Annotated in this window: 15 protein-coding genes; 5 read left to right on the top strand and 10 right to left on the bottom strand. The window is 63.0% G+C overall.

Annotated features, from left to right (window positions below):
* Window positions 1–38: 38 nt before the first annotated feature.
* Both LDN95_RS04750 and LDN95_RS04745 read right to left on the bottom strand, forming a co-directional pair.
* Entirely contained in the window at window positions 39–932 is an 894-nt protein-coding gene (locus LDN95_RS04750; protein ID WP_226016495.1) for an acetoacetate decarboxylase family protein, read from the bottom strand.
* Between the two features lie 90 nt (window positions 933–1,022).
* A complete protein-coding gene (locus LDN95_RS04745) occupies window positions 1,023–2,504 on the bottom strand; it encodes a bifunctional 3-(3-hydroxy-phenyl)propionate/3-hydroxycinnamic acid hydroxylase (RefSeq protein WP_226016494.1) in 1,482 nt (493 codons plus the stop codon).
* A gap of 452 nt (window positions 2,505–2,956) precedes the next feature.
* Between LDN95_RS04745 and LDN95_RS04740 the strand changes: the two genes are divergently transcribed.
* The gene (locus LDN95_RS04740; RefSeq protein WP_226016493.1) at window positions 2,957–5,185 is read left to right on the top strand and encodes a TonB-dependent receptor; all 2,229 of its coding nucleotides are present in this window, start codon (window positions 2,957–2,959) and stop codon (window positions 5,183–5,185) included.
* A gap of 333 nt (window positions 5,186–5,518) precedes the next feature.
* Here LDN95_RS04740 and LDN95_RS04735 read toward each other — a convergent pair whose 3' ends face one another.
* The 8 genes from LDN95_RS04735 to LDN95_RS04700 form a co-directional block, all read right to left on the bottom strand.
* Window positions 5,519–6,391 carry a hypothetical protein gene (locus LDN95_RS04735; RefSeq protein ID WP_226016492.1) on the bottom strand — a complete coding sequence of 291 codons (873 nt, stop codon included), beginning with the start codon at window positions 6,389–6,391 and terminating at the stop codon, window positions 5,519–5,521.
* A complete protein-coding gene (locus LDN95_RS04730) occupies window positions 6,388–6,855 on the bottom strand; it encodes a DUF6152 family protein (RefSeq protein ID WP_226016491.1) in 468 nt (155 codons plus the stop codon). The genes LDN95_RS04735 and LDN95_RS04730 overlap by 4 nt, the downstream gene beginning before the upstream one ends.
* On the bottom strand, window positions 6,852–8,540 hold the full coding sequence (locus tag LDN95_RS04725; protein WP_226016490.1) for an FAD-binding oxidoreductase: 1,689 nt from the start codon (window positions 8,538–8,540) through the stop codon (window positions 6,852–6,854). Before LDN95_RS04725 ends, LDN95_RS04730 begins: the two co-directional genes overlap by 4 nt.
* Entirely contained in the window at window positions 8,537–9,088 is a 552-nt protein-coding gene (locus LDN95_RS04720; protein ID WP_226016489.1) for a hypothetical protein, read from the bottom strand. Before LDN95_RS04720 ends, LDN95_RS04725 begins: the two co-directional genes overlap by 4 nt.
* On the bottom strand, window positions 9,085–9,417 hold the full coding sequence (locus LDN95_RS04715) for a cytochrome c (protein ID WP_226016641.1): 333 nt from the start codon (window positions 9,415–9,417) through the stop codon (window positions 9,085–9,087). Before LDN95_RS04715 ends, LDN95_RS04720 begins: the two co-directional genes overlap by 4 nt.
* 137 nt (window positions 9,418–9,554) lie before the next feature.
* On the bottom strand, window positions 9,555–10,169 hold the full coding sequence (locus tag LDN95_RS04710) for a nuclear transport factor 2 family protein (protein WP_226016488.1): 615 nt from the start codon (window positions 10,167–10,169) through the stop codon (window positions 9,555–9,557).
* 55 nt (window positions 10,170–10,224) lie between these two features.
* On the bottom strand, window positions 10,225–11,067 hold the full coding sequence (locus tag LDN95_RS04705; protein WP_226016487.1) for a hypothetical protein: 843 nt from the start codon (window positions 11,065–11,067) through the stop codon (window positions 10,225–10,227).
* Between the two features lie 14 nt (window positions 11,068–11,081).
* Window positions 11,082–11,855, bottom strand: a complete 774-nt coding sequence (locus LDN95_RS04700; RefSeq protein WP_226016486.1) for a DUF6152 family protein — start codon at window positions 11,853–11,855, stop codon at window positions 11,082–11,084.
* Between LDN95_RS04700 and LDN95_RS04695 the strand changes: the two genes are divergently transcribed.
* The 4 genes from LDN95_RS04695 to LDN95_RS04680 all read left to right on the top strand — a co-directional run bounded on the left by LDN95_RS04695 (window position 11,856) and on the right by LDN95_RS04680 (window position 15,177).
* Entirely contained in the window at window positions 11,856–12,659 is an 804-nt protein-coding gene (locus LDN95_RS04695; RefSeq protein WP_226016485.1) for a fumarylacetoacetate hydrolase family protein, read from the top strand.
* A 156-nt stretch (window positions 12,660–12,815) separates the two neighbouring features.
* Entirely contained in the window at window positions 12,816–13,766 is a 951-nt protein-coding gene (locus LDN95_RS04690) for a VOC family protein (protein ID WP_226016484.1), read from the top strand.
* Between the two features lie 69 nt (window positions 13,767–13,835).
* Window positions 13,836–14,660, top strand: a complete 825-nt coding sequence (locus tag LDN95_RS04685; RefSeq protein ID WP_226016483.1) for an SDR family oxidoreductase — start codon at window positions 13,836–13,838, stop codon at window positions 14,658–14,660.
* Between the two features lie 10 nt (window positions 14,661–14,670).
* Window positions 14,671–15,177, top strand: coding sequence for a hypothetical protein (locus LDN95_RS04680; protein WP_226016482.1), 507 nt, complete (start codon window positions 14,671–14,673; stop codon window positions 15,175–15,177).
* The last annotated feature ends 25 nt before the right edge of the window (window positions 15,178–15,202 follow it).

The raw sequence follows: 15,202 nt of genomic DNA, 5'->3' as shown, positions 1-15,202 counted from the left end.
GCAGCTGCGCAGGGCGGCCCGAAATCAGGCTCTCCGGCTCAGGCAGGCTCGACCACGCGATGGCTGTTCATGGCCACGGCAATACCCGGCCCGGTGAACTGGACCATCTCCGCATCGGTGTATTCAAGGATATCAAGGTCGGCGATGCCGTTGACGATGTGCGAGGACAGCGGAAGCTGCTCGAACGTGGCGCGGTGCCAGTTCAGCGCGCCCGCACCCGTCCAGCGGCGAAACTCGAACTCGTCGAAGTTGATGTTTGCGACAGCACCGCCGCTGCCGGGCAACGCTGCCGAGGTGGTGACATAAGCCAGATCAGCGCCTTCGCGCCCACCGACGCTGGTGCGCGGCATGTACTTGTAATACATCTGCGCGCCACCGTTCGAACCCGGAAGCTGGCGCAAGGGGTTCGCTTCTTCGACCAGATCGGTCAGCGCGATATCGAAGAAGGTGTGATCATACCACGATGCCTCGCACGATGCGGTGCCGGCGCCCTCGTTCCAGTCGATATCGGTAAAGTTGGCGAACAGCTTGGGAAAGCCAAGCTCTTCACGGCCGGTCAGGATTGCGTCGGGCGAGCCTTCCCAGATGATCGGGCAGAGTGCACCGTCCAACCGCTCGGACTTGCCTTGATAGGTCACCGGGAAATCGACCGACAAGATGCCGTAGCCGCGCCCAGCCAGCCAGTAGAGGTTCTTGAACCAGGCGCAGCTCACCGAGACGATCGGTTCGCCGCGCAGGCTGAACCCTGCCGGCAGAAGCTTTTCAAGTTTCGCCGGATCGGTGCGGTAGCCCACTTTCATCCATTGGGCGTTCATCGAACCGCCCTCTTCCAGCGTCCACATCCGTCCCTCACGGTGCTGACGCGGACCCGGAGCGGGGCCGAACATGATCGGCATACGATAGCGCGATTCAGGGTTGGGAATGAAGGTCATCTGACAACTCCAGTTTGGTCGTTGGGAACAGAAATGAAGTCCGGCGCATCGGGCGGATCCTGACACTTGCCGGGTAAGCAGGATGGACGTTCAGCCGACGGCGGTCTTTCCGGCCATGGCGCGCCAGGCGTCCTGCAGTTCGTCCGGATTGCCCGTGCCGAAAACATGGCGGTCAGGCCGGATCAGCACGGCATCAGCCGCCGCGGCCGCAAGCCATTGGCCAAGCGGCGCGGCGAACTTCGCGATCTCAGGGGCGTCAAGGCTGATGGCTCGAACCGATCGATCCCGAACTTGCGCGTCCGAGCGGGTCACGAGCACGGGCCCGTTCCCGCAAACCGCATCGAGCAGTTCGCCGTCTGCAGCCCGTGGCTGGGGGAACAACGCACCGGCATGGGGGGTGCGCGTCAGGAACCCGTCCACAAGGTCCGGATACGCCACCGACACGTCCTGCGCTCCCGAAGCCTTGCGCGCCAGCATCGCCTGGTTGCGCCCTTCGGCCGCCGCCGGATCGAGCAGACACACGATCTGGCCCATCGCGATCGCTGTGGCGATGATCGCGCGAACGTGGGGTTCACGCTCCTGCTGGTAGGTGTCGAGGATTGCCTCGTCCGCCTCCGCCCGGATCACCGCGCCCAGCTTCCACGCAAGGTTGGCCGCGTCACGAATGCCCGAGCACATGCCTTGCCCCGCAAACGGCGGCATCTGGTGCGCGGCATCGCCCGCGATCAGAATGCGACCGACGCGCCACTTTTCAGCGACCAGCGCGTGGAAGCGGTACACCGCCTTGCGCTCGATCGCGATGCGCTCGACGCAGTCCCACGGCTCAAGAAGGGCGCGGATTCGCGCATCGTCGAGCATCTCCTCGGGGCTTTCACCCGGCTTCAGCATGAACTCCCAGCGAAACCGCTTGCCGCTCATCGCCATGTGCGTGACCGGACGCTCCGGGTCGCAGAGCTGCTGGCACACGATCGGCAAATCGCCCGGCTCTTCGATGATGGTGTCCAGCACGAGCCAAGGCTCATCGAAGTTGTAGTCGTCCAGCTTGATGCCCAGCGCTTCGCGTACCGGGCTCCACGAACCATCACAGCCGACCACATAGCGCGCACGGATCTGGCGCGGTTCGGCTCCGGCCGTCACATCGACGGTGACACCGGCCTCATCCTGCGCCATGCGCTCGAAGGCCACCCCGAGTTCGACCTGCACATCGAGTTCGGTCAGCCGATCGCGCAGAACCTGCTCCACGGCTGGCTGGTGCAGGGCGTAAGTTTCAGCCCAGCCAAATGCGCCAACGGGAGCAACCGGAAAGTCGAGCAGAACCTGCCGATCGGCGGTAAGAAACTGATAGCGATCGGGAATGCGGCACAACGGAGCGATTCGCTCTGCCACGCCGATGGCCTGAAAGATGCGCATGATTTCGTGATCGAACACCGCTGCGCGCGGCAAGGGGAAAATCGTGGACGACCGGTCGATCGCGATCACCTTGAGCCCCTGAATGGTGGCAAGTGCGGCCAGAGCATCGCCCACCGGGCCAAGCCCGACGACCAGCAGGTCACAGTCAAAATCATGTTTCATTTCAGAGCTTTTCCTTCGGAATTGAATGTCGGAAACATCGGTCCGGCCGCTTTGGGTTGGCGGGCGAACACGGCTTCCGGCAGCACCCCGGGCCCACGGAGCGGCAACCGCTTTGGATTGATATCCTCGGCCCTCATCCCAACCCTTCGCTTATTTGAACTAGACAGTCATAATTGTCCGATGTAGTCAACTCATGTCCGGCTGTCAGCAAAAAAGCGGCCCCGGTGCCTTCTCGGGCACTGCCGTGGTTGCCAGCAGCGAGCGAAATTGATGCACCTAGCTTGCGCCAAGGCGGTTGCTAACGTGGTCAGATGCGGACGCTTTCGTCACCTGTGGTGGCGGGGGCAAACACACCGGGCGGACCATGCCGGGGCTCTGATGGGCTCGACGGCCGGTTCGGCCACGATCAGAACGTACTGGCCCGATGAAGGCCAGGCCAAGGGGGGATATCCATGAACCGCGCGCAATTCCTTTTGACGACTTCGCTGCTTGCCTGTGCAGCCACATCGCAGACCGCCGTTGCCCAAAGCACGGCGCCCGCTGCGGACGCGACTTCATCCGCCGCGCAAGTCGGCCCGACCGCCGCCATCCAGGACATCATCGTCACCGCCGAGCGCAGGTTCAACACCGCGCAGCGAACCGCAGCCGCCATCAGCGTGCGTTCGGGCAACGACCTGCTCACGCAGGGCCGCTACGAGTTGAAGAACATCCTCGAAGACGTTCCCGGAATCTCGGGCGGCGCATCGGCCAGCACCAACACCTCGCAAGCAGGCGGTACGGACAATCCGTCGACCGGTCTGGTCATTCGCGGCATTCAGTCCAACTCCGGCGTTGGCGGCAGCGCCACCTCGACTTCGGCAGCCGCTGCGATTTACGTGGATGACGTCTACAACGGCGTAGGCGGCGGATACGACATCAGTCGGGTGGAAGCACTGCGCGGACCTCAGGGTACGCTTTACGGACGCAGCGCCACCGCCGGTGTCGTTGCCATCCACACCAACGATCCGAACCTGAAGGACATCGGCGCCGAAGTTTCAGCAGAACTCGGCAACTACAACTTGCGCCACTTCACCGGCAGCGCGAACCTGCCGATCGTCGAGGGCAAGCTGGCCTTGCGCGTTTCCGGAAACCATTTCGAGCGCGACGGGTATTACGCCACGCAAGGCGATGCCCGCAAAAGCACGAGCTTCCGGGCCAAGCTGCTGTGGACGCCGACCGACAATTTCTCCGCCCTGCTCGGCTATGCTCAGGAATTCAATGACACCCAATCGGGTGGCGTCGCGATCTCGCAACGCAACTCCCCGACCGATTTCGTGTTCCAGCCGCAAGCCGTGGGCACCGGCAAGAACCATTTCCGGCAGTATTGGGCCAACTTCAACGTCGACCTCGGCCCGGTGACGCTGACCTACATTCCGGCTTACCGCACCTGGTATCAGTACACGACGGCGGTCGCCCGCGTTTCGCCCGGCGGCCCCAACATCGACAACTTCGTTTCGACCCCCAAGGACAACTTCATGACTCATGAAGTGCGGCTGCGGAACAGCGATGCGGATGCAAAGTTCCGGTGGCAGGCTGGCTTCCTGTATTATCGGAATTCCTTGAGCGAAATCAACAATCTGTTCAGCTATGACATTCCGCCGGCTGGTGCTTATGTGTTCAAGTCGAACACCCACAAGGTCACCACCGCCGCCGGCGTGTTTGCCGAAGGAACGTATGCGTTCACGCCTTCGACGCGACTGACCGCCGGTATCCGGTACGATCACACCAAGATCGAAATCGATCAGGATTATACCAGCGTCATCGGGATCACCCAATCGCTGGCCGGAACCGACCGCCTCGCCACGTTCAACAACGTGACCTACAAGGCGCGTCTCGAACATGACCTGTCGGCGCAGAACCTGATTTATGCGTCGATTGCCACCGGCTTCTCGCCGGGCGACAAGTCCTTGACCCAGAATGCGCTGGGCACACCCACCACGCAGATCCTCAAGGATCAGACGCTGACGACCTACGAAATCGGCACAAAGAACCGGTTCCTGAACAATCGCCTGCAGATCAACGCGTCGGGGTTCTACAACGTGTACGGCGGCTATCAGACCGCTGGCATCAACATCGCACCGCCGGGACCGATCCGTATCTTCCAGACGATCACGGTTCCGGTAAAGACCTACGGCGCCGAACTGGAAGTGCAGGCCCGCCCCTGGGCAAACGGCACGTTCGGCCTGAACGGTTCCTACACCCACGCGCGCTATGGCGATTTCGGCGCATTTGCGCAGTTCTTCTCCACCCACACCATCTCGCCGGCACCTCCGGTACAGATCACCGGTTCTTACGACCACCGTGTGAACATCAGCGACACGGCAACGCTCGTGCTGCGTGGTGCTGTCCGCTACGTTTCGGAACACGACAGTTCGCGGATCACCGTGCAGATGGCGGATTTTGGCGGCGCACCCTACGTTCGCGTTCCCGCCAAGGCGCTTGCCGACCTGAACGCGAGGCTGGAACTTGGATCACACCTCACGATCACCGGCTACGTCCGCAATCTTTTCAACGAGCGGTACCTGCCTGACAACTGGAACATCGCCAATGTCTTCCCCGGCAATCCGCCAATCGTGGCAGTTTCGTCCAACACGCTGAGCGATCCGCGGACGTTCGGGATCATCGTCACCGCCCGATATTGAGGTCCGTGCCGGGTTGTGAGGTGACCCGCCTCGCTGCCCGGCAATGGACAGCACCAGCGCCGAGGCTTCGACAGGTCCGTCCCTTCGGGGGGAGGGACGGCCTGATCAGAGCCTCGGCGCTTTGGCTGGAATGGGCTGGGGGGGTGTCAGGGCTGGGGGATGTCAGGAGGGTCCATAGGCGGGCCGGCAAGTTCCCTCACCGCCTTGCACTGGGCCGTTTTGCTTCGAACCTCGAACGCCTGCCTCATGAGTTTGCGCCACAAACGAAAAGGGCCTGCCGCGACGATCGCGACAAGCCCTTTCTTCTGGCGGTTGCTGAACGATCGCGACGTGTCAGCGACCCTGGGCCTTGTCCTTCACGTTGATTTCAAGTTTGCCCGTGGCCTCGTCGAAATAGTCGCGGTTATCGGTGCAGGCCCATTCCTGCGGCTCGTTGCGCTGCTCGATCCCGCGCAAAAACCGGCGCGGGACGGGACTGTAGGGCTGCTTGAAGATCGTATCGTCGTAGATCGTCAGTTGCAGTTCGAGCGTGTTGAAGTCGATCAACCGCAGCCGTTCGACCAACCGAAGGTTGGGCCCGTGCTTCCCGAAGATGACGCTGGCGAGCGGCGAATGGTCACCGTCACGCAGCTGGCTGGCGGGAAGTGTTCCCATCTGGAAGATCGTGTCTGCCGCAAGGCCGGTAGTATCGACAACCAGCGTGTCGCCCTCCCAGTGGCCGATGGACTCGCCCAGATAGCTGGGATTGGGCTGCTCGCTATGCTTACGCCCGTCGGTGTGGATGAAGCGCGTCATCCCTGAGGATTCGATGTAGACCGCAATCATGCCAGGGGACTGGAAAAACTTCATCGGCATCCCGCCGATGTTCTGCACGAACGGCATTCCCAGCGGTTTGCAGTTCGTGAACGGGCTGTCCTCGGCCGGCTTGTATCGCTTGATGTACTCGAGCGCTGCAGGCGTGTAGTCCGGGGTCTTGGAGAAATCGTCCGCGATCGGGCTGATCGATTGCCAGGTGCCTTGCCAGAAGTCGGGCTGACGGGCGATTTCCTGCCAGGTCGCGGCTTGCTGTTCGGCCGTCCGCGGCACCGCTGCGTCCTGCGCTTGCGCTGCCTGCGGGACCAGCATCAGTGCGGCAAACGAGCAGAGGCTGCCCGAAACGGTACGGATCGCAACCGTCCGGCCGGTGGATCGTGTGAGCTCGATCATTTGTAGGGTTGTCCCTGTGGCTTGGTGGGCAGTCGGCTGGGGCCACCGGCGAGGGCCTGCCCGGTCGAACCGGCAGGATCGGCCAGCACTTTGCCGTTCGCCAGAAAGATGGTCTGCATCGCCCCGATGGTCTGGCCGTCGCGTCCGGGGTGGATGTCGATGGTCAGCTTGTCACCGGGCTTGATGTCCGCCGCGTTCCAGCCCCACCGGCTCATCATGTTAGGGCTCGACCCGACCAGCGACCATTGCTCGGTCGTGCCGTTGGCCCGGCGGACCACCACGATCAGCCAGGTGTGCGGATTGGCCCAGGTCCATTCACGGACGGTGCCCTGCACGGTCACAAGTCTGGCCATGTCGAACTTGCCGAACGAATGGTGCGCCTGCGCTGTCGGGCCCCACAGTGTCGCCACAGCGGCGACCGCCAGCTTCCATTTGCCTATTCTGCTTTGCGCGTGATGAGTCATTGCATGCTCGCTTTTTGAATTTGATCGGTGGTGCCTGCGGGGTAACCCGATCCGCCACGCGAATGACCCGAACGGATCGCGTAGCGTCCCGGGGACATGATCCCGTTCGGATCGACCGCGTCCTTGATCGTTTCGAGAAAGTCCCGCAGCGCATGGTCGTTGTAGGAATAGGTGCCCATGATCAGGTCGAAGAAAGCCGGCGCAGTGCGATATTCGCCCCATCCGCGCGCCGTTGAGATTTCGACCAGTTCGCGGATGATCCCTCGGATCTTCGCGTTGACGGTGGCGGAGCGTGTCACCGGCAGGCCGACGGCGAACAGGAAGGCGCGCTCGAAAATCGCCGACGGAAACTGCAGCGGTGGACCCGGCAGTCGGTACTTGCGGGTGATCGCGGCAAACACTTCCATCGCCTCGATCGCGGCTTCGCCGGTACGCGGGATCACCGGCGAGAAGAAAACGTGCCCGACAACATCCTCTCCGTCATAGGAGACCATCGGGCCGAGGCTGAATGTCCGCAACGACGGGATACCAAGGGGGCCGGTGTCGAACAAGCCAGCCAGCTCCTCTGCCGGGAGCGGCAAGGGCCGTACCGGGTTGAGTTTGCACCGTGCGCCCGGAATCTTGCCCAGCGCCTCGCAGATGCAATCCCACTGTGCCTCGATCAGCCGCCTGGGGCCATAGAGGTTGAATTCGGCGGACCAGAACGGCGTGCCCGAAGCGCTGGCCGCGCTCTCGAGCTTGGCCATGTCGACACCGGCAGGATCGCTGAGGATGGCGAAGATGGCTGGATCGGCCGGCTTGGGTGGCCCCGCTTCATGCGCCGCATCGCCACGCGTCCCCAGCGTCGGGCTCGACAGCGTCCACAAGCCCTGAACGATCTTGCTCTGTTCAAGTCGGCCGATCGTGTCGACCAGCGCGATGATGTCCCGGTAGTTCGGCACCGTAACGATGCCGGTGGCAATGTTTTCGGGCGGCGGCATGAGCCAGAAGCCCATCTTGGTGACCACGCCATAGTTGGACTGCTTGAACAGCCCGTCGATGCGCGGCCCGAAACCCGGCTTGAATTGTTGCCAGGTCTTGGCACCGGGCATCGCGCCCATGCCGGTGCGCATCATCCGGCCGTTCGGAAGCACGACCTCGATGCCGCATTGTGCGTCAAAATGGCTGCGATAGGGGGCAAGCGTCACGCCGACCCCACCGTCCAGCGCATTGCCCAAAACGCTGCCCCAGCCCGGACTTGGGCAATCGATCCACAGCTTCAGACCCTTGTCCTGAATATGCTGGTAGAGGTCGAAATAACTGACCCCCGGTTCGACCACGACGTAACCGTTGCGCTCGTCGATCTCGACGATCCGGTTCATCCGTTTCAGATCGAGCACCACACTGCCCGCAAGCGCGGGCGCCGCGCCACCATATCCCAAATTCTTGCCGGTGGAGATCGGATAGATCGCAATGCGATAGCGGTTGGCGATCTTGACCAGCTCGACCACTTGCTCGGCCGTGTCGGGCGCGAGCGCTGCCGAAGCGGTTCGTTCGTCGGTTTCGCCCCAGTTCACCGAATAGGAATCGCGATAGAGTTCGAGATCCTCGTCGGAGGTGAACACCCACTCCTGCCCGACCACTTTGGCAAACTGCGCCAAAGCAGCGGTGAAGTCCTCTTGCGAAACGTTGGGCGGCAATTTCATGACCACTGCGCTGCGCCCGTTTGACCCGATGGCACCGACGACTTCCTTTCGATGATCCAGACATGCACCACACCATCCGCCCGCGACGGTGCGTAAGCACCGGGAGGCGACAGGCCGGGCGCGGCAGCAGGCCGAGCTCCGCTCAGGAATGCAGCAGCGGCCTTGCGCAAAGAGCTGCAATCGGTGCCGTTCGCTTCGGCGCGAACCGTCAGGCGATGGCCATGATCCCAGGCCAGCCGTTCGAGGCAGAACAGCGTTGCGCCCGAACTGATCCCCACCAGCGCCTCGCTGTCACGCAGGCATTGCTGCAGCGTGTTGTGCGCGACGGCATCGAGCGTGAGGTCGACAACGGGCATGCTTCGCCTGCTTACTTCAATCAGTGCCGACAATTCGCGCGGCTGCCGGACCGTCCGGTCGATCAGCAATGCCGAGATCGCGCGATGCGTTTGCACGCCGGGCGGAAGCACGCCCGCAATCGCTGCACCGGCCGGACCGATCGTCGACGCTGCGACCAGCGCGTTGCCAAGCAAGGCTCTGCGCGTGATCATCGGCCGTTCCGGTCCGTCAGCTTCCGGTGCGGACTTGTGAGGTACGCTCCGATTTCAGCTACTTGGGCGTCGCTTATCTCAGTCTTGCGAAACGATGGCATGAACGAGGCGCCATGCCGCACCGCGTATGCGATCAATGCGGGGCTGAGATCGGTGCGTTGGTCAAGTATGGCAGGCAGCGCGCCATTGTACTTGCGCTGTAGCGACAGGCTGCCCGGCCCGGTGGGCGTGCTGTGGCAATCACCGCACCATTTCGCATAAGTCTTGCCGCCAGCCTCGCGCGCAGCGGACACCCTTGGCGCGGGTGCCGCGCCGACCAAAGCCAGCATGGCCACGCAAGATCCCAAAAGACGCTTCGTTCTCGGGCTCACATCATGTCCCACACTTGGTTGAACCATCGGTGCCGAACCATTGCTCGACGCCGGATATTTGGCGGGGCCGAGCCGAATGCCCGGCCTCACCCGGATCACTTCGCGCCGATCACAGTCTTGCGTTCAAGAATGCGCCATTCGCCTTTGCGCTTTTCAAGAATGTCCTCGTAGTGGCCCGGAAGACCGACGGTGGTCACCTTGGTCTTCAAATCCGGGTAGACACTGATGAACAAGCCATAGTGCGTGGCGTGCGTGGCACTCTGGAACTCGAAATGATGGCTTAGCGACAGATGCCACGGCGCGATGTTGCTACCGATGGCGTTGCCACCCGGAGGCGGGCCCGAAGGAGCGCCGGGCGGCGGGCCCCCCGGAGCAGCACCCGGAGGAGGACCGCCCGGAGGAGGACCGCCCGGAATTCCGCCCGGCGGGGGCCCCTTGGGGCCTTCAGCCGCCATGCGGTAGGGCATGGCAAAGCTCAAGCCTGGCTCGGGCTGGGCAATGATCTTCGCTTCCGGCCAGAACGCCTTGTCGAACCGCGCCATGTCGTGGAGATCGAGACCCAGCGAATAATTGTCGACCGCCGCGTTCACCCCGACCCAATCGTCCACCGTCGGCGCATAGGCCGAGCCGGCAGCGCCACTTGCAGGCGTTTGCGCGGTTGCCGCCACGCCGGTCACGAGCAAAGCTGCTCCGACCAGGGACGCCCCCATTTTCACCCAATGTTTCATCTTCCCGTTCACCTTGTCGAGAGCCGCGTTGCAGCCGTCAGTGCGCGTCTTTTTCTTTCAGCTTTTTCAGGACTTCGGCCGGATCCTGCAGGATCGATCGGTTGGTCGCCGGATCGAATTCCAGAGGCTCGCCGCTCCCTCCGCAAACCCATTCGGCGGGCAGCCCGGCATCGCCACGGTTCCGCTTGAAGGTCTGCGTGTTCGCGACATAGGGCTCGGTCCAGACGGTATCGTCGTAGATCGTGAGCGAGATTTCGAGGGTATCGGGATCAAGCAGCTTCATCCGCTCGACCATGCGCAGGTTCGGCCCATGCGGCCCGAAGATGGCCTCGGGCGGCAGAACGAAGTGTCCCGTACCCTGACCGGGGAAATTGGCGTATTGGAACAGGATATCGTCTGCAAAGCTGGTGCTTTCGACCACGAGCGTGTCGCCCTCGAAGTGGCCGATGGAATCGCCCAGATAGGTCGGGTTGGGACGCTCGGCATGCTTGCCGTTCACCTTGATGAAGCGGGTCATGCTGCTGTTTTCGATGTAGATCGCGATCAGGCCCGGTTCGTAGAAGAACTTCAGGGGTGACCCGAGGCGCTGGATGGTCGGCATACCGGGCGTCTTGCACCCTGCGCCGGCGAAGGGGATGTCCTCGATCGGCTTGAACTTGTCGGCATAGGCCTTCGCCTGCGGCGTCAGCGGCGTGTGCGGCTCGCGGTCCAGAAACGAGGTGATGCTCTGCCAGTTGCCCGAGAAGAAGTCGGGCACCTTGGTCACATCGGCCCAACTGGACCCCAGCGGCTCAGCGTGGACGGCGGACGGAAGCCCAAGCATTGCCGAGCACATCGCCGAACTCAGGGCAGCAGCGAACAGGGATTTGCGCATGATCATCGATGTCGCCTTCGTTACTTGTGAGGTGCCGGGGGCGGACCGAAGCCGGGAGGCGGCGGAAAGCCCGGCGGCGGCGCGCCGAACCCGGACCCCAGCACTTTGCCACTGGCCAGTTTGACTTCGCTGATCAGCGCAACCGGCCGCCCGTCGCGGCTTGGCTTGCCGGTGACGGTGACCTTGTCGCCGGGCTTCATATCGCCCGAGTTCCAGCCACTGCGCGAAAGCATCCCGGCGCTGCCGCCTTCAAAACCCCAGATTTCCTGCGCACCGCCCGGCTTTGCGACACGGATGTAGAGCCAGGAGTGCGGATTGGACCACACCCACTTTTCAACTGTCCCGGTCACCACGACGTTCTTGGTCATGTCGAACGGCGCAGCGGAGTGATGCGCCGATGCGGGCGCCACCGATGACGCAACCAGCAGCATTGCCAGAATACTGGTTATCCGGTTTGAACCTTGCATTTTCACCGCGTTCTGCCTTTCGAATGTCTTGGCCAAGCCGCTATCGGGCAAGCCGCCGATCAGCCTGCCGCCATTGAACAGACCAGTGTCATCCGCCCAAATCGGTCGGGAAGTTAGGTGCCACAATTCGTTGCTGCTCGCGGCCCGCGGTGGTGGCTGCAAGACGCATGGGATCAGTATTGTGGCAGCTAACATCGCCTTGCCCGGCGGCGGTATCGCGTGAGCTGGCAGGGCGGGCAGCGACCGATTCGCCGCCTGCCCGTTGGTTCTGGGAAAGGGCAAAGCCGCGTGAAACTCGCAATCTTTCAACACGAAGGCGTCGAGCAAGTGGGTATCGTCAAGGACGGCATGGTCCAGCCGGTGCCCGGCCTGGCCGACATGACCGGGATCATGGCCGATTTTGCGGCCCATGAGGCCGCGCTGCGCAGCCTTGAGGCGTCATCCGAAGGCTGGCTCGCGCTCGATGCGGTCAAACTGTGCAGCCCCGTCAAACGGCCCGGCAAGATCCTCGCGATCGGGCTGAACTATGCCGACCATATCGCCGAGTCCGGCCGGGAGACACCACAGCAGCAGATGTGGTTCCTCAAGGCGTCGAGTTCGATCGCTGGACCCAATGATCCGATCCAGTTGCCCAAGGCCTCGCCCGACAGCGTCGACTATGAAGTCGAACTGGTCGCGGTGATCGGCAAGGGCGGTCGGCACATCACGCGCGAGGAGGCGCCGCACGCGGTGTTCGGCTATTGCGTCGGCAACGATGTCAGCGTGCGCGATTGGCAGGGCCATTCGCCGCAGTGGTCGATCGCCAAGTCGTTCGACACCCATTCGCCGATCGGACCGTGGATCACGCTGAGCGACGAGATGCCCGACCCCCACGGACACACAATCCGCTGCTCGGTCAATGGCGACGTCCGCCAGAATTCGAACACCGCCAACCTTGTGTTCGATGTCTGGGCGCAGATCGAATACCTGTCTCAGGCCATGACCCTGGAGCCCGGCGACCTGATCTTCACCGGTACGCCGGGCGGCATCGGCTGGGCCCGCCAGCCGCGTCTGCTGCTGCAACCGGGCGACACCTGCCGTTGCGAGATCGAGGGCATCGGACATATCGAAGCAATCTGCACGCCGGAATGATGGCCCATCGCGTCGCACCGCACTGTGTCGGCACAGATATTGACCGATATGTATATAAATGACTATATCGTTCAATAAAATGGATGCACGTCGCACGGCGCACGCCCATTTTGGCCGGAATGAACCTGGCCCGGACAACCTTGGAGGGTCTCTGCGGTGAGTATCGCAAAAGCTTATGATGTCGCGCACGTGCGCTTTCGTGCGCCCGACCTTGCGAAGATGCGGGCGTTTCTGCTCGATTTCGGGATGGTGGACTCGGTGCCCGAGCAGCCGAAAGGGCAACTGTTCATGCGTGGCACCGGGCGCGCGCCGTTCCTGCATTCGACCGAGCAGGGCGAGCCGGGCTTTGCCGCGCTGGGCATCTGGGTTCGCGATCTGGCAGACCTTGAACGGCTTGCGGCGCATGACGGGGTACCGGTGGAAACCTTCGATGCACCCGGCGGCGGTTTCGTCGTGCGGTTGAGCGATCCCGACGGTTTCGTGATCGAGGCTATCGCCGAGCAGCGGCCCTTGCCTGCCAACGAGCGGACCTTGCCCTTTCCCGACGTGTGGAACCATGGGGGCACCTATCCGCGCGTCGCCCGCTTTCGCCGTGTCAAGCAGGGCCCCTCACACGTTCAGCGGCTGGGCCACTGCGTGTTCGGAGTGACCAATTTTCGCCGCTCGGAGCAATGGTACAAGGAGCGCTTCGGGTTCGTCACCTCCGACGAGATCCAGCCCGAGCCGGGCATCGCCATCGGTGCGTTCCTGCGCGCCGACCGGGGTGACGAACCGTGCGATCATCACACGATCTTTCTGTTCGAGCGCCCCGGCGCGCCGGCCCAGTTCATGCACTCCGCCTTCGAGGTCGCCGATATCGATGACCTGATGGCCGGGCACGACCATTTGCGCGAAGCGGGCTGGCATGCCCACTGGGGCGTTGGGCGCCACATCCTCGGCAGCCAGGTCTTCGATTACTGGAACGACCCGTTTGGCCACGAAATCGAGCACTGGACCGATGGCGATCAACTCAAGGCCGCCGACGGCGGCGGCATCGTCGGTTTCCGCGAACTGCTTGGTGGCCAATGGGGACCACCCAACCCGGTACTCGCGGAATTCGTGAAGTAGCGTGCGACCGCGTGAGCGGCCTGCAAGGCTGCTCACCAAGAATCTGATTTGGCAAGGGAGCGTTTCCGCATGGCGGTCGCATTGATCACTGGGTGCAGTTCGGGCTTTGGCGAAGCGATGGCGCTTGCGTTTGCCGATCGCGGCTATCGGGTCGTCGCCACGATGCGCCGCCCCGAAGCCGCTCCCGACAGCCTCAGGAACCTGGCAGCAGCCAGACCTGATGCCATCGTGCTGGCGGCGCTGGACGTGACCGACGCGGCCATGCGCAACGCCATCATCGAGCAGACGCTGGCGCGCTTCGGGCAGATCGATGTCCTGATCAACAATGCCGGTGTCGGCGCGCGCGGTGCGTTCGAGGATATTCCCGAAAGCCAGTTTCGCACGATGTTCGAGACAAACCTGTTCGGACCGCTCGACCTGATCCGGCTGGCGCTTCCACACATGCGTGCGCGTGGGACCGGCCGCATCATCAATGTGACGTCCGTCGCCGCCTTCATGAAAACCCCGTTCATGAGCGCATATTGCGCCAGCAAGCATGCGCTCGATGCGGCGACTGCGGCGCTCAACATCGAAACTCGCAGCTTCGGGGTCCGGGTTGTCAGTGTCATGCCCGGGCCGTTCAAGACGGCGTTGCCGCAAAAGTCGCTCGATCGCGAGGCCAGCGCGCCCTACGCTGCGGCCGCGGCGCAGTTCAATACCAATTTCGACGGGCTTGAAGCCCGCGCCCCGGATGACATCAGTCCGGTGGTCGCGGCCGCCCTTGCCGCGGCGACGGACCCAGAGCCACAATTGCGCTACCCTGCGGGCACGGAAGTCGTGCACATCCTGCAGCCGATCCTGCAAGCGGTGGCGCCGATGGAAAAGATCGGCCTGCATCTGACCGGTCAGGCCTGAACCGAACGCGATGGTCATCCCCCAGTCGAACCTGTCGCATCGGCGCGCTTTCCTGACAGGGGCGTTGTCCGGTGCGGCGGCGCTTGGCGCGCGACCGGCCATAGCCGCAACCCTGCCCCGCGCGCGGTTCGATCGGGCCACGTATGATCGGTATGTGCAGTTGATGAATGCCAGCGACCCGCGCGTCGTCGATTTTTACGCCGATGACATCAAGTTCGTGATGAACATCACGGGCAAGTCTGCGGTGGCGCAGTTCTACGCTCGCCACCGGCCGTTCGTGACAGAGTCGCTGGAAGTCCTGTTCTTCTGTTCCGACAGCACGGGCGCCGCGGCAGAAGTGCACAGCACGCTGCGCTGCATTCGCGACTGCAACGACACTTCGGTGTTCGGTCGACCGCTCAGGGCTGGCGAGACCATGCGCACGCACGGTTTCCTGATCTATCTGCTGAACGACGCAGGGTTGATCCGCGAGATCAAGGGGCCTCCGCCCGAGGTACTGCAGGACTGGCGGCCTTAAGCCGAAGCCCCAGCCCCAGCCCCAG

Source organism: Novosphingobium sp. FKTRR1 (genome assembly GCF_020404405.1).
Lineage (GTDB): Bacteria > Pseudomonadota > Alphaproteobacteria > Sphingomonadales > Sphingomonadaceae > Novosphingobium.
This window is presented reverse-complemented; position numbering and strand designations above follow the sequence as displayed.